Here is a 15198-nt window from a genome sequence, read left to right as displayed (position 1 = left end):
AGGCACTGCCATGTCCCGCCCCGCACGCTTCACCCTCGACCCCGCCTTCACCGTCGGCACCGTCGACCCCCGCCTCTTCGGCTCCTTCGTCGAGCACCTCGGCCGCTGCGTCTACACCGGCATCTACGAGCCCGGCCACCCCACGGCAGACGAGGCCGGGCTGCGCGGCGACGTGCTGGACCTCGTACGCGAACTCGGCGCGACCACCCTGCGCTACCCCGGCGGCAACTTCGTCTCCGGCTACAAGTGGGAGGACAGCGTCGGTCCCGCCGACGAGCGCCCGCGCCGCCTGGACCTCGCCTGGCGCTCCACCGAGACCAACAGGTTCGGGCTCAGCGAGTACATCGCCTTCCTCAAGAAGGTCGGCCCGCAGGCCGAGCCCATGATGGCCGTCAACCTCGGCACCCGGGGCGTCGCGGAAGCCCTTGAACTCCAGGAGTACGCCAACCACCGCGCCGGCACCGAGCTGTCCGAACGACGCATCGCGCACGGCGACAAGGAACCCTTCGGAATACGCCTGTGGTGCCTGGGCAACGAAATGGACGGCCCGTGGCAGACCGGCCACAAGACCGCCGAGGAGTACGGCCGCCTCGCCGCCGAAACCGCCCGCGCCATGCGCCAGATGGACCCCGGCGTCGAACTGGTGGCATGCGGCAGCTCCAGCCGGGCCATGGAGACCTTCGCCGCGTGGGAGGCGACCGTGCTCGCCGAGACGTACGACCTCGTCGACTACGTCTCCCTGCACGCCTACTACGAGGAGATCGACGGCGACCGCGACTCCTTCCTCGCCTCCGCCGTCGACATGGAGACCTTCATCGAGGCCGTCGTGGCGACCTGCGACCACGTGGGCGCTCGGCTGAAGTCGACGAAGAAGATCAACCTGTCGTTCGACGAGTGGAACGTCTGGTACCAGCGCCGGTTCGCCGCCGAGAGCGCCGCAGCCCCGCTCGACTGGCCGGAGGCCCCCCGCCTGCTCGAAGACAGCTACTCCGTCACCGACGCCGTCGTCTTCGGCTCCCTGATGATCGCCCTGCTCCGGCACGCCGACCGGGTCACCGTCGCCTGCCTGGCGCAGCTCGTCAACGTCATCGCGCCGATCATGACCGAGCCCGGCGGCCCTGCCTGGCGGCAGACCACCTTCTTCCCCTTCGCACAGGCCGCACAGTACGGGCGCGGACAGGTCCTCGACGTACGGATCGACTCGCCCACGTACGGGACGAAGGCGTACGGCGAAGTGCCACTGCTGCACGCGACAGCGGTACGGGGGGACGACGGCTCCGTCACCGTCTTCGCCGTCAACCGCAGCCAGCACGACGCCCTCCCGCTGGAAGTCGCGCTGCACGGACTGGAGTTGGGGGCCGTCGTAGAACACAGTGCGCTCTCCGACGAAGACCCCGAGGCGCGCAACACCCTGGACGAGCCCGAGCGCGTCGCGCCGCACACCGTCGCGGCCACCAGCCTGCGGAACGGTGTGCTGAGCGCGGTACTGGAACCGCTGTCCTGGAACGTCATCCGGCTGGCGTGACGGCACGGGGGCGCCTGCCCGGGCGCCCCCGGAGGCTCGCCGGACCCCGCCCGCCAGGGCGTGAACCGCATGGACAACGGCGGCACCCCGGAACCGGCGTCGGCGGCGGTACGCCGAAGCCCGGCATCACCGGGTCCGAGCGCGCGCGGCGGTTGGCCCACCGCCGATTGCCCGCTGCCCCTTGCCCACTTCCCGCGCGTCGGCGCGAGCGGTTGCCGCACGAGGGGGCCGCCCCCGGGGGAAGTCCCGGGGGCGGCCCCCCTCCCGTACGCGCGCTGCCCTCCCGCAGGGCTACCGCGCCGCAGAACCCAGCGGATCCGGAGCCGCCCGGGGCCAGACGACAAGGTCGTCCGGCACCGCCGCCTCCAGGTCACCGAGCCACGACCTGGGCACCGCGCCCACGTCCGCCAGGCCCCGCGCCACCAACCGGGCCACCTCGATGGCCCCGCGAGGCCGGAAATGGGTGTTGTCCCGGGTCTCCCCGACCCACAGGAAGCACTCCTTGGTGGCCTCCGGGCCGAGCTGCTCCCAGCGGGTCAGGGACAGGGCGGACACGTCCACCAGGGGAACGTTCTCCTGCGCGGCCACGGCCCGCATCGCGTCCGGGTACGCGCCGTGCGTCGACACCGCACGACCCCCGGCATCGAACGCGCGGCGCTCCACCGGAGTGAGGAGAACGGGGTGAGCCCCCCTGTCGCGTGCGCCCTTCACATGGCGCAACAGGCACTCCTGGTAGCCCGCCCAGGGTTCGGTGTGCCGCTCGGGCCGGTCGCTCTGGTCGTTGTGACCGTACTGGACGAGCAGACGGTCCCCCGGGCGGAGCGCCCCGAGCACGACGTCCAGCCGGCCTTCCTCGATGAAGGAGCGCGAACTGCGCCCGTTCATCGCGTGGTTGTCGACGACCACCTCCTCCGCCAGGAAGAAGGGGAGCGCCATCCCCCAGCCGGTTTCGGGGGCGGCGGACATGTCCTTCTGCGCGGCTGTCGAGTCCCCGGCGAGAAGGAGAGTGGGGCGACGCGGCACCTCAGTCGCCCCTCGGGTCAGTGCTCTGGAAGGGCAGCGGGGTGCCGGCGGTCGCCGCGGAGACCGCCTTGTTCACATACGCGGCGACCGCATCGCGGTCCGGCCGGCCGTCCGCCACCACCGTCACCACCCTGCGTACCAACATCTCCCCGGACTCCAGCGACAGCCGCTCCGACCAGGCCAGCGACGAGCCGACCCCGGGATACTCCGACGTCCGTACGAACCACGGGTCGCGCCGGGTGTCCTCCGTCGCTCCCGCGAAGGCCAACGTCCATCCCTGCCCCGCGCTTTCGTCTCCGCCGGCGACCGCCACCCAGTCCGCCGTACGGCCGTGTACCGCCTCCTCGCCTGTCCCGGCGGCCGTGAACGCCTCGGGGGCCGTCGCCTCCTTCGGAGCCCGCCAGAAGAACCCGCCGTAGCCGGCGCCCGGACGGCCGTTCGTGGCCGGACTGCCGATCGACAGGGGCCGGTCGGTGGAGTTGGTGAGGGCGAAGGCGAAGTCCAGCGCCCAGACTTGGGAGTCGAGTTCGATGGAGGTGACCGTGCGATGCTCGCGGATCAGCTCCTCCGCGCCCGGTTCCCCGTCGGCGCGCCAGCTCAGCTTCTGCACGAAGCATGCCGCGTTCCGGCGCTGCCAGCCCCGGTGCACCTGCACCCCGTGGTTGTCCAGGTAACGCGGGCCCAGGTCGCGTACGTACGTGCTGCCGCCCCAGAAACTGATGCCGTTCACATCCGGCACGGCCACGCCCACCCCGAGGTGGTGCGGGTGGTCCTCGGGCAGCTCCTCGGTCACCCGCCGACCGGAGAGGGTGCACACCGGGTGGAGGTACGGACGCGGGGACAGGCCCGAAGCCACGTCCGGCCGGTAGACGTAGCGCGCCACCGCACGCCCCGAACTACGCAGTATGAGAGAGGAGTCGGAAGACTTCACGGAGAGCTCGTCTCGGTCGAATCGGTCGTCGGGCCGGGCCCATGAGGCGCCCAGCTCGGAGTACAGAGACAGTGTCTCCGCGCTCGCCGCCACCAGAGCCTCCACGCCGTCGACAATTCGGCGCGGGGCAGCCTCGCCCTGACCGGTCCGCCACACCGAGCTGGGCAACGCCACCGGGTCGGGTGCCAGCCGAACCGCCTCCACGACCCGCATGAACGCACCCGTGCTCTCCGGCGGCACGAGCAGCGGCTCGCCGCGGGTGAGGTGTGCGGCGAGGTTCTCCAGGAGATCGGATCTGCCGTACGAGGTCTCATGTGCCGTATATGACGCATCGTGCACGGCGTATGAGCCCCGGTGCGGGGTGTTCGAGTTGACCCGTACCCGGTCCTCCGTGTACCAGAAGGTGATCCGGCCCTCGCTGCCGTGCACGATCACGTACGGGGCGGACGGCTCACCGGCGCACAGGGTCGCGGCGATGGTGACGGGGATGCCGCGAACCGTGGAGATCCGTACGCACGAGGTGTCGTCCGACTCGATGTCGTGCGCCCGGAACAGCTCCGTCTCGATGGACGCCACGTCCTCCGCGCGGCAACTGCCGGCCAGTGCGAGGGAGGTCGCCACCGCGTGCGCCAGGGGGTTGGTCAGGGCGCCGTCCACCACGTCCGCCCCGTTGAGCCTGCGACGGCCCGACCACGCCGCCCGGTTGAAGTACGCGGTGTCCCGGGCCCACGCACCGGCCGCGCCGATGCCACGCAGTTCACCGATCACTCCGTCCGCGACCAGCTGCCGTACCGCCGGAAGCGCGTGCGAGCCGAGTGACTGGAAGCCGATCTGGCACACCACCCCGGCCGCCCGTATGCCGTCCGCCATCCGCGCGAATTCCGTGTACGACGGTGCCGGTGGCTTCTCGAGGAGTACGTGGACCCCGCGCCGGGCGGCAGTCAGCGCCAGGTCCGTGTGGGTGTGGAGCGGGGTGCACAGGACCGCGACGCGTGCGCCCGTGGTGTCGAGCAGTTCCCCGAAGTCCGCCGACTGGGCCGGAGGCCGGGAGGGGTCGCTGACGCCTTCCAGCTCTGCCTCGTCCAGCGGCTTCAGCTCGCAGATTCCTGCCAGGCGCACCACGCCCAGCGCTTCCAGCCGGCGAATGTTCTCCAAGTGCCAGCGACCGTGCCCGCGGGCTCCGGCGAGCACCACCGGAAGGGGGAGGGACGCGTCCTGGGAGTGAGTCCGGGGCTGCGGCCGCGGATCGGAGGGGGTCGGGGGCTTCGGTGCCGGGGTGCTGCTCACGCGTCCTCCAGGGACGAGAAGGTGAAGGTGAACTCCGTCGGCTCGGCGTGCAGTTGGTGGTGAGGAAGTACGCCGGGACCGCAGGACTGTGAGCCGATGCCATGCTGTCGGTGGTCGAGGTTGACCCAGACAGTGTCGCCGGGCTCCAGGTCGGTGGGGTGAGTGGCCGCGTCGAGGTGTTCGGTGGTCCAGCGACGGGCGGTGAACCAGAAGGGGGACCCGCCCTCCATGCGCAAGCCCGCCTCCGGGCCTGTCAGTTGCGCCCAGCGGACATCAGGTCGGGCGCCGTTCTCCTGCGGGAAGACGTAGGGCGTCTGCAAGTCGTCGACCTCGGCCCGCCACCTCCCCAGCGTTGAGGCGGCCCGGGTGTCCGGGTACGCCTCGCCGGGTCCGCCCCCGAACCAGTGCGCGGTCCCGTACGACGCGGGCAGCCCCAAGCGCAGGCCGAGACGGGGCAGCGGCACCGCCCAGCGGCCCTCCGGGATCACCGAAACGGCGAGGGTCAGCCGGGTGCCGTCGGACGTCCAGTGGTAGACGGTGCGCAGTCCGATGTCGCGGCCCGCCGGCGCGACCCGGGTCCGGACCGTGAACGCTTCGTCGGACAACTCAACCGCAGAGGTACGGTGCTGAAGGCGGTGAAGACCGATCTCGCGCCAGCGGGGACCGTAGCGCACGTCCGGTTGCCAGGGCGCTCCGTTGTCGTTGTCGGTGGGAGCCCTCCAGGCGTCGAGGCGCAGTCCGGTGACCGGAGTACGCCCCACCGTCAGCAGTTCGCCGGTGCGGGCGTCGAAGGTTGCCGGGCCCAGGGTGATGTGCTTGTTCCCGGGATGCGGCCGGGAGCCGGTGGCTGCTGGGGCGGAACGCGGGACCGTGAGCGGGACCTGGCCCCAGGCAACCGGGTGCTCGCGGGCGGCCCATGGAGTCTCCGCGGCGAGCAGAGCACGCACCGTCCATTGCTGCTCGCAGTCCTGACGTGTCGTCGGGGGAGCAGCGGGGAGTTCCACCTCCGCCCAATCGCCTGGCAGGAGCCGCGGCACCGTCAGCGGTCCCGTGTCCACGGTTTCGCCCTCTACCTGGTACGACCACTCGAAGACAAGGTGGCCGAGGTCGGAGAAATCGTAGCGGTTGGTGATCCGGACCGTGCCGGATGGCGGCCCGTCACCGGCGTCGGCGGGTTCGATGCGTACCGGCTCGACGACCTTCTTGTACTCGATGAGGCCGGGGGAGGGGGTGCGGTCGGGGAAGAGGAGGCCGTCGCAGACGAAGTGGCCGTCGTGGAGTTCCTCGCCGAAATCACCGCCGTAGGCATAGCCGAGGGCGGGGTGGGCGAAGCCGTGGTCGATCCACTCCCAGACGAAACCGCCCTGAAGACGTTCGTGGGTCTCGAAGAGACGCTGATAATCGGCGAGGCCGCCGGGACCGTTGCCCATGGCGTGGGCGTACTCGCACAGGATGAGGGGGAGTTGACGGCGTCGGGCCGGGCCGCCGTCCAGGCCGCGGCCGATGCTCTCCACCTCCGCGTGCGGCGGGTACATCCGCGAGTACATGTCGGTGTCGCGGCACTCCTGGTCGCCCTCGTAGTGAATCAGACGGCCGGAGTCGCGGCCACGTATCCATTCGGCCATCGCGGTCAGGCCGCGGCCGCGCCCCGACTCGTTGCCGAGGGACCAGATGATCACGGAGGGGTGGTTCTTGTCGCGCTCGACCATGCGTTGCGCGCGGTCGAGAAGGGCGGGCGTCCACCGGTCGTCGTCGGTGGGGTTGTCACGCCAGGCCTGCTCCTCGAAGCCGTGCGTTTCGAGGTCGCACTCGTCAATGACCCACAGACCCAACTCGTCGCACAGCGAGAGGAACTCAGGGTGCGGGGGGTAGTGCGCGGTGCGGACGGCGTTGATGTTGTGCCGTTTCATCAGCTCGATGTCGTGGCGCATAGTGGCCGAGTCGACGGTGCGCCCGGTCCTCGGGTGGAACTCGTGCCGGTTGACGCCGCGGAAGAGCAGCGGCCGTCCGTTGACCTTGATCAGGCCGTCGTCGAGGGCGACGGTGCGAAAGCCGATGCGCAGCGGAACGCGCTCGCCGGGCGTGATCAGTTCGGCGTCGTACAAGCGTGGTGTCTCCGCCGTCCACGGATCGACGGGCACGGTCACCGGTGAGCCGGTGGCCGTGTCGATGCCGAGCTCGGGGACGGAGACGCTGCCCTGCACATCGGAGTCGACGCGCAGGGTGCCCGTGTGGTCGAGGTGGTTGTACGAGGCGTGGACGAAGAAATCCGATGCGCACCCCCAGGGGCGGTGCAGCAGGGTGACGTCGCGGAAGATGCCGGGCAGCCACCACTGGTCCTGGTCCTCCAGGTAGGACCCGGACGACCACTGGTGGACCCGTACCGCAAGGACGTTTCCGGACGGCTGGAGGAGGTGGCCGACCGCGAACTCGTGGGCCAGTCGGCTGCCCTTGAAGTCGCCCAGCTCCATGCCGTTCAACCAGACCCGGGCGCAGGACTCGACGCCGTCGAAGCGTACGACCGCGTCCCCGCCGGTGGGCCAGTCGTCCGGCAGGTCGAAGGTGTGCAGATGGTCGCCGGTCGGGTTCCCGGCGGGCACGTGGGGCGGGTCGACGGGGAACGGATAGAGGACGTTGGTGTACGCAGGGGCCCCGAAAGCGCCCTCGCCCTGGAGCACCCAGTGGCCGGGGACCTGGATCCGGTCCCAGCCGGCCGGGTCGTAGGACTGGGCCGCGAACGCATCGTCGTGCGCGTCGGCGGTGGCGGACAGCCGGAAGCGCCAGGTCCCGTTCAGGGAGAGGCGGGCGGCGTCGGATGTGGCGTACCAGGTGCGCGCAGGCAGCGTGCCGTGTCCGGGTCCGGGATCTTCGACGTACGGCAGGGGCAACGGGGCGGGCATCGCGGACATCGGCTCGTCTCTCCTAGGTGATGTGCCCTGTGAGGTCGCTGATCGGTGATCGTGATCGCTTCTCACCCTCCGTCTCGGGCGGAGACTTCGGCAAGGGGGTTGGGTAAAGTCCGTTCGGAGTGCGGTTCGTTGTTCGGTATTTCGCACACAGCGTTGATCGAAACGTTTCATAGTGAACGTTGCGCAAACCGTTGACGCCCCAGGTGGGCGCTCGTACATTTCGTCGGCAAGCGCTTTCTAAAACGATTCAATCATGCGGCGAGGGGTCAAACCATGGGCATACGTGGGCAAGTTGAGCGGCGAACCTTCCTCAAGGCGGCCGGCGTCACCGTGGCATCCCTCGGCGCGACGGCCGTCGGCTGCGGCGGCGGGACCGGCGGTTCGGGCGGTGGCGGAGGCGAGGTCACCATCCGGTACGCGTGGTGGGGAGCCGACGACCGGGCGAAGAAGATCAACCAGGCGATCGCGCTCTTCGAGAAGAAGTACCCGAAGATCAAGGTCAAGACGGACTTCCAGCCCTACGCGGACTTCTGGAAGAAGTTCAACACGCAGGCCGCGGGCGGCAACCCGCCGGACGTCATCCAGAACGCCGTCACCTTCCTGCGCAAGTACGCCGCCCGCAACGTACTTCTCGACCTGAACCCGCAGGTCAAGGAGGGAAACCTCAGCACGCAGGGTTTCCGAGCCGGCCTGGAGAAGTTCGCCGAGATCGACGGCAAGTTGCTCGGAGTTCCCGTCGGCTCGAACTCGATGGGCTACATCATCGACGAGAAGCTGTACGAGAAGGCGGGTGTCACCCCCGAGTTCGGCTGGACCTGGAACGACTGGGTCGCCGGCCTGGGGAAGATCAAGGAAAAGACGGGCGTCGCCGGCGACGCGGGCCCCTCCGGGATCATGTACTACTACGACCTGGTCCTGCGCCAGAGGGGCAAGGCCTTCTTTACGGACAAGGGCCTGGGCTTCGAGGAGAGCGACCTCGTCACCGAGTGGACGGAGGCGATGAAGCGCACCCGCTCCGGCCTCTACGCCAACCCCAAGCGGGTCGAACAGCTGAAACCCAAGTCTGCCACGGCGGGCGGAATTTCCGCGGGCGAGTTCACCTGGGACAACTTCTCCGTCCGGTACGCGGCCGAGGGCAAGAGCTCGTACGGCATCGCGCCCATCCCCACCATCGACGGCAGGAAGACGGGCCAGTACCTGGGCTCGCTCATGCTCAGCGGTACGCGGCGCACCAAGCACCCCAAGGAGGTCGCGACCTTCATCAACTTCATGGTCCACGACCCGGAGGTCGGCCGGATCATGGGGTACGACCGGGGCGTGCTGGCCACGCAGAAGCAGTTCGACGCCTTCGAGCCCACCGACAAGGTCAGTAAGCAGATCGCCGCGTACGAGACGAAGATCGCCCAGAGCGGGGTACTGGAGCCCATCACCCCGCACCCGGCGGGCTCCGACGTCGTCGAGACCGCGTTTATGCGCCTGGCCACCGAGCTGAGTCTCGGTAAGGCGTCGCCCGGCGAGGCCGCGCAGAAGTTCTTCGCCGAGGCGAAGACCGCGCTCTCCACCAGCGACTGAGCGCGTTAGGCCGTGCGCATGACGACGCGTGACGCGTGACGTATGGCGCACACCGCTTGAGATACGACGTCCGAGATCTCAGACATCGGATGGCCGACCTCAGATGGCAGATGTCGCATATCGGATATGGGCCACGGGCCATCGGCCATGGGCCATGAGTTCTGAGCGATGAGCCATCAGACATCGGTCACCTGGGGTCCGGGACGGCAGAGCCGCACAAACGCCCGAGAGGTACGGCAGTGACGCACACCATGGAGACGCGGCAGCCCCGCCCCTCCCCGCCCGGCGACCGCGCACCGCGGCCCGGTTCCGCATCGCAACGGTCCGGCCGCCGCCGGGAGAACCTGGCCGGCTATCTTTTCATGTCGCCCTGGCTGGCCGGGTTCCTGCTGCTGACGGCAGGGCCCATGGCGGTCTCGCTCTACTTCGCCTTCACCGACTACAACCTGTTCGACGCCCCGCAGTGGATCGGCCTGAGCAACTTCCAGGAGATGTTCGCCGACCCCCGCTGGCAGAAATCGGTGGAGGTGACGACCAAGTACGTCGTCATCGGTACCCCGCTGAAGCTGGCCGCCGCCCTCGGCGTCGCGCTCCTGCTCGCGCAGAGCCGCCGGGGCCAGGCCTTCTACCGTGCCGCGTTCTACGCTCCGTCCCTGATCGGCGCCAGTGTGTCCATCGCCATCGTCTGGCGCGCCCTGTTCACGGACGGCGCCATCGTCGACCGCGCACAGACGCAGTTCTTCGGCCTGAACGTCGGCGGCTGGGTCGGTGATCCGGACTGGATCCTCTACTCCCTGGTCGCCCTCACCGTCTGGCAGTTCGGGGCGCCCATGGTCATCTTCCTGGCCGGGCTCAAGCAGGTGCCGCGTGAGTTGTACGAGGCCGCCGCGGTCGACGGGGCCGGGCCGCTGCGCCGGTTCTGGAACATCACCTTGCCGATGATCTCGCCCGTCCTCTTCTTCAACGTACTGCTCGAAACCATCCACTCCTTCCAGGTGTTCGGCTCCGCGTACATCCTCGGCGGGCAGGGCAACCCCTGCGGTCCCGCCGACGCCACGCTCGTCTACACCTGCTACCTCTACCAACAGGGCTTCGAGAACAGCCGGATGGGCTTCGCCTCCGCCATGGCCTGGATGCTGCTCATCGCGGTCGGCCTGGTGACGGCGGTGCTGTTCTGGTCGCAGAAGCGCTGGGTGCACTACGAGGAGAACGCCCGGTGACCATGACCCACGCACCCGTCGAGACCACCTCCGGCCCGGTCGGCCCCGGCACGCCGGCGCCCGCCGAAACCCGGTCCCCGCGCAAGCGGACCGGTTCCCTCCTCTGGCACCTTGGGGCGCTCGCCGTCCTCGTGGTCGTCCTCTACCCCGTGGCCTGGGTGATCGGTGGCTCACTCAAGCCGAGCGAGGAGATCGTCGGCAGCCTCCAGCTCTTCCCGAGCGACCCGATCTTCACCAACTACACCGGGCTGAGCGAGGGAATCGCCGACATTCCGGTGTCCACGTTCTTCCTGAACTCGACCGTTCTGGCCGTCGGTTCGGTGGTGGGCGTCGTCATCTCCTGCTCGATGGCCGCGTACGCCTTCTCCAAGGTCCGCTTCGCCGGGCGGAACCTGCTTTTCGCACTCATGATCGGTACGCTGCTGCTGCCGTTCCACGTGCTGATGATTCCGCAGTACGTGCTCTTCCAGAAGCTCGAACTCATCAACACCATGGTGCCGTTGCTGCTCGGCAAGTACCTGGCTGTCGACGCGTTCTTCGTCTTCCTGATGGTGCAGTTCATGCGCGGCCTGCCGAAGGAACTGGACGAGGCGGCCCGCCTCGACGGCTGCGGACACCTGCGCATCTACTGGTCGATCGTGCTGCCGCTGTGCCGGCCGGCGCTCATCACCAGCGCGATCTTCACGTTCATCCACGCGTGGAACGACTTCATGGGCCCGCTGCTGTATCTGAACGAGCCGGAGAAGTACACGGTCTCCCTCGGTCTCAAGATGTTCGTCGACCAGGACGCGCTCGCGGACTACGGCGGCATGATCGCCATGTCGCTCGTGGCACTGCTTCCTGTGCTGGCCTTCTTCCTTGCCTTCCAGCGCTATCTGATCGACGGCATGGCGACGTCCGGACTGAAGGGCTGACGAGTGAACCACGTGGCCACGGCACGCAGCAACCGCCGGAGTTCCTCCCGCTTCCCCGGCTTCGGCGCCCGCTTCGCGGTGTTCGCGGAATGCCTGCTCGTGGGGGTGTGGGTGGTACTCGCCTCGCTCCCGCTGATCACCTACCCGGCCGCGGTCGCCGCGGGGGGCCGGCACCTGCAACGGCACCTTCGGCAAGAGGTGGGCGGTGTGAGGGAGTTCGCAGCCGACTGGCGTGCTGCGGTACGTCATGGATGGGCCGTGGGCGTCGCCGGGTGGGTCGCCCTGTGGTTGCTGTGGCTGAATGTGGCCGCGGTACGGGCGGGCCTGCCGGGCGGCGGGCTCGTCGGTGTCGTAGGGGCGGTGGCGTTCCTCGCCGCCCTGGTCGCCGGGGTGCGGGCCGCCGTGAGCTGGAAACCCGGGGCCTCGTGGCGGGTGCTGCTGGGCGCGGCGGCGCGGCGTACCGTGCTCGACCCGGCCGGATCGTTGCTGCTGGTCGCGGGCTTCGCGGTCGTCGTGGTGTCCGGGCGGATCGTCCTGCCCTTGGCCGTGCCGGTGGTGGGCGCCGTGATCGCGGGGGCGCTTGCCGTGGAGGCGCGGTACGCGGCGGGACGGCGTGGCGGGTCGGGGCAGTAAGCGGGCGCCGGGTATCCGATGTGCGGTATCTGATACATCAGGCATCGCACACCATGCATCGCGTGTGCTGTACGACGCCGCGCACCTCGTGTCCGGCATGTGACGTCCACTCCGCGGTGTTCGACGCCCGGCACTGCGCGGAGTGCGTCCGCCCGCCCTTGCTCCCCGCGGATCCTGCCTCTCGCCCAACCCCTTGCGCCGTCTCCTCCCCGGAGCGGCCCCACCGCCAGCACGTGGAGGCGACAGTCTCCTGTCATGCCCCTGACCGAAGAGAGGAATACCCATGTCCACCGTCCCTCGCAGAACGCTCCTCAAGGCCGCCGCCGTCGCGGGCGCGGCAGCCCAGGTCGGCCCGATCCTGGGCAGTGCCACCGCCCAGGCCGCCGATGCCCCTGGAGCCCCGGTCGCCGACCCCGGCCCCGTGGACCTCAAGTGGCTGGAACCCGGCGGGCTCGGGGCCGCTCCCGGATCGACCGTCGGCGTGCCGTGGCCCAAGGGCGCGTACCCCAAGGACCAGACCTTCGCCCTCGCGACCGCCGACGGCAAGCAGGTCCCCGTGCAGACCTGGCCGATCGCCCAGTGGCCCGACGGCTCCCTCAAGTGGAGCGCACACGCCGTAGGCCCCGGTGCGAACAGTGAGAAGTACACCCTCACGGCCGGTGCTCCCGCCACGCCTCAGCAGCGGATCACCGTCGCCGCGAAGGGCGGTGGCATCGAGGTGTCGACCGGTGTCATCACCGCCCGCATCGGCACCTCCGGTTCCGCCCTCGTGAAGTCCGTCGTCCGCGGACGCACCGAGATCGCCAAGAACGGGCGTCTCGTCCTTCTGCGCCAGGGGGAGATCGAGGACGGTGACCAGGGCCGCACCTCGTACGAGCGCTTCGAGAGCGTCATCGCCAAGACCGAGGTCGAGCAGGGCGGGCCGGTCCGCGCGGTCGTACGCATCGACGGCAAGCACCGGAAAGGAAATCGCAGTTGGATGCCGTTCTCCGTGCGGCTGTACTTCTACGCGGGCGGCGAGTCCTTCCGTATGGTGCACACCATCACGTATGACGGAATGCAGGAGCCCGGCAAGGCGAGCGGCGACTTCGTGCGCGGACTCGGGGTGCGTTTCACCGTGCCGATGCGTGACGCCTCGTACGACCGGCACGTCCGTATCGGCGGCGACGGCACGGGACTGTTGCGCGAGGCCGTCAAGGGCGTCACCGGACTGCGCCGGGACCCCGGAATCGCCGTACAGAACGCCCAGTTCGAGGGGCAGAAGCTCGCCGACCCCGCCACCTGGGACCAGCGCGTGACCACCCGTCTCCACCTGATACCCGAGTGGGGCGACTACACCCTCAGTCAGCTCTCCGCCGACGGCTTCACCCTGCGCAAGCGAACGAAGAAGGGCCATGGGTGGATCGCGGCCGGCGGCGGGCGGCGCGCCTCCGGGTACGGCTATGTCGGCGGCCCGAGCGGTGGACTGTCCTTCGGGCTGCGGGACTTCTGGGAGAAGCATCCCGCCGGGCTCGACGTCCGCGACGCGCACACCGACGAGGCCGAGGTCACGCTGTGGCTCTGGTCGCCGGAGGCCCAGCCCATGGACCTGCGCTTCTACCACGACGGCCTAGGCCAGGACACCCACGCCAAGCAGCTCGAAGGCCTCAACATCACTTACGAGGACTACGAGCCCGGCTTCGGCACCCCGTACGGCATCGCCCGCACCAGTGAACTCCTCTTCTGGGCCCACGAATCCACCCCGAGCGCCGCCGCCCACGCGCGCGAGACCCAGGCCGTCCGCTCGCTTCCGCAACTTGCCGCCGCACCCGCGCAGTTGATCAAAGCGAAGGTCTTCGGCGGGCTCTTCGCCGAGCCGGACCGGTCCGTACCCGCGAAGGCGAAGATCGAGGACCACCTCGACTTCCTCTTCACCTACTACCGCGACCAGGTCGACATGCGCCGCTGGTACGGGTTCTGGGACTACGGCGACATCATGCACAGCTACGACCCGGTGCGCCACCAGTGGCGGTACGACGTCGGCGGCTACGCGTGGGACAACTCGGAGCTCTCTCCCGACCTGTGGCTCTGGTACGCCTACCTGCGCTCCGGCCGCGCCGACATCTTCCGCTTCGCCGAGGCCATGACCCGCCACACCGGCGAGGTCGACGTCTACCACCTGGGCAAGTGGGCGGGCCTTGGCACCCGGCACGGCATCCAGCACTACGCGGACAGCGCCAAGCAGCAACGCATCGCGAACACGACGTACCGCCGTATCTACTACTTCCTCACGGCCGACGAACGCACCGGCGACCTCATGCACGCCAACGTCGACTCGGACGAGACCTTCCTCGTCCTCGACCCGATACGGAAGATCCGCACCGAGCCCTACACCCCCGACCGGCACGCCCTGTCCATCGGCTTCGGCACGGACTGGAGCGGCCTGGTGTCGGCGTGGCTGACGGAGTGGGAACGGGGCGGACCCAAGGCCGAGAAGGCGAAGGCACGGGTGCTGTCCACGATGGAGACGATCGCCGCCCAGCCCAATGGATTCGTGCAGGGAACGGGACTGTACGACCTGGACACCGGGCGGTTCGCCATCGAGAAGGAAGCCAAAGTCAGCGTCTCGCACCTGTCGGCGGTCTTCGGGCTCAACGAGTTGTGCGCCGAACTCATCCATCTGATCGACATGCCGAAGTTCAAGCAGGCGTACCTGGACTACTGCCGGTACTTCAACGCGAGCAAGGCAGAGCAGCGGGAACGGTACGGAAAGGACTTCGGGTCGCTGATCCTCTTCCAGGGCCACTCGCGCCTGGACGCGTACGCCGCCGCGCAGACCGGGGACGAGAAGCTGGCGGTGCGGGCGTGGCAGAAGTTCTACCACAGCGACGGGTACAAGGAGTCCGCGCCCTGGAGGACGGAGAAGGTCGAGGGGCCGACCGCGCTCGTGCCGGGCAGCGAGGCGAACTGGGTCTACACCAACGACACCTCCCTCTACGGGCTCGCCGCGATCGAGAACCTGGCACTGGTCGGGGACCGCATGCCGTGAGCCACGCCCGGTGCGCCGCACGTCGCGCACGACGTACCGCATATCCCCTGCCGGACGCCAGATATCAGATACCAAGCACCAGATATCGAGTATCGAATACCGGGTAACGGATATCGCGCACGATGCGCTGCCACCATCTCCCCGCGCCCCCACCAG

8 protein-coding genes and 2 pseudogenes are annotated in these 15198 nt (G+C 69.2%); 6 read left to right on the top strand and 4 right to left on the bottom strand.

Translation table 11 applies throughout. The features are described 5' to 3' along the window. Positions 1-10: 10 nt before the first annotated feature. Complete coding sequence (arfA, locus tag HNQ79_RS26925; protein WP_185035460.1) at positions 11-1525, top strand: arabinosylfuranosidase ArfA; 1515 nt, start codon at positions 11-13, stop codon at positions 1523-1525. A gap of 291 nt (positions 1526-1816) precedes the next feature. Here arfA and HNQ79_RS26920 read toward each other — a convergent pair whose 3' ends face one another. The 4 genes and pseudogenes from HNQ79_RS26920 to HNQ79_RS26910 form a co-directional block, all read right to left on the bottom strand. Beyond that, positions 1817-2548, bottom strand: a complete 732-nt coding sequence (locus HNQ79_RS26920) for a rhamnogalacturonan acetylesterase (protein ID WP_373312542.1) — start codon at positions 2546-2548, stop codon at positions 1817-1819. Position 2549: 1 nt separating this feature from the next. Further along, positions 2550-3392 (bottom strand): annotated as a pseudogene (locus tag HNQ79_RS34035) (DUF6807 domain-containing protein); the annotation flags it as partial. Between the two features lie 120 nt (positions 3393-3512). Beyond that, positions 3513-4673 (bottom strand): annotated as a pseudogene (locus HNQ79_RS34030) (Gfo/Idh/MocA family protein); the annotation flags it as partial. A gap of 89 nt (positions 4674-4762) precedes the next feature. Then, a complete protein-coding gene (locus tag HNQ79_RS26910; RefSeq protein WP_373312554.1) occupies positions 4763-7666 on the bottom strand; it encodes a glycoside hydrolase family 2 TIM barrel-domain containing protein in 2904 nt (967 codons plus the stop codon). A gap of 282 nt (positions 7667-7948) precedes the next feature. On the opposite strand from HNQ79_RS26910, the gene HNQ79_RS26905 reads away from it, so the two are divergent. The 5 genes from HNQ79_RS26905 to HNQ79_RS26885 all read left to right on the top strand — a co-directional run bounded on the left by HNQ79_RS26905 (position 7949) and on the right by HNQ79_RS26885 (position 15042). Next, positions 7949-9247 carry an ABC transporter substrate-binding protein gene (locus HNQ79_RS26905; protein WP_185035457.1) on the top strand — a complete coding sequence of 433 codons (1299 nt, stop codon included), beginning with the start codon at positions 7949-7951 and terminating at the stop codon, positions 9245-9247. A 251-nt stretch (positions 9248-9498) separates the two neighbouring features. Beyond that, the gene (locus HNQ79_RS26900; protein WP_185035522.1) at positions 9499-10467 is read left to right on the top strand and encodes a carbohydrate ABC transporter permease; all 969 of its coding nucleotides are present in this window, start codon (positions 9499-9501) and stop codon (positions 10465-10467) included. 2 nt (positions 10468-10469) lie between these two features. Then, positions 10470-11381 (top strand): carbohydrate ABC transporter permease, encoded by a 912-nt coding sequence (locus HNQ79_RS26895; RefSeq protein WP_185035456.1) that lies wholly within the window; start codon positions 10470-10472, stop codon positions 11379-11381. Between the two features lie 12 nt (positions 11382-11393). Continuing rightward, positions 11394-12014 (top strand): hypothetical protein, encoded by a 621-nt coding sequence (locus tag HNQ79_RS26890; protein WP_185035455.1) that lies wholly within the window; start codon positions 11394-11396, stop codon positions 12012-12014. 283 nt (positions 12015-12297) lie between these two features. Then, positions 12298-15042: an exo-rhamnogalacturonan lyase family protein gene (locus tag HNQ79_RS26885; protein ID WP_185035454.1), complete on the top strand. Its 2745-nt coding sequence runs from the start codon at positions 12298-12300 to the stop codon at positions 15040-15042. Positions 15043-15198 lie beyond the last annotated feature (156 nt).

This window comes from Streptomyces candidus (genome assembly GCF_014207445.1).
Lineage (GTDB): Bacteria > Actinomycetota > Actinomycetes > Streptomycetales > Streptomycetaceae > Streptomyces > Streptomyces candidus.
This window is presented reverse-complemented; position numbering and strand designations above follow the sequence as displayed.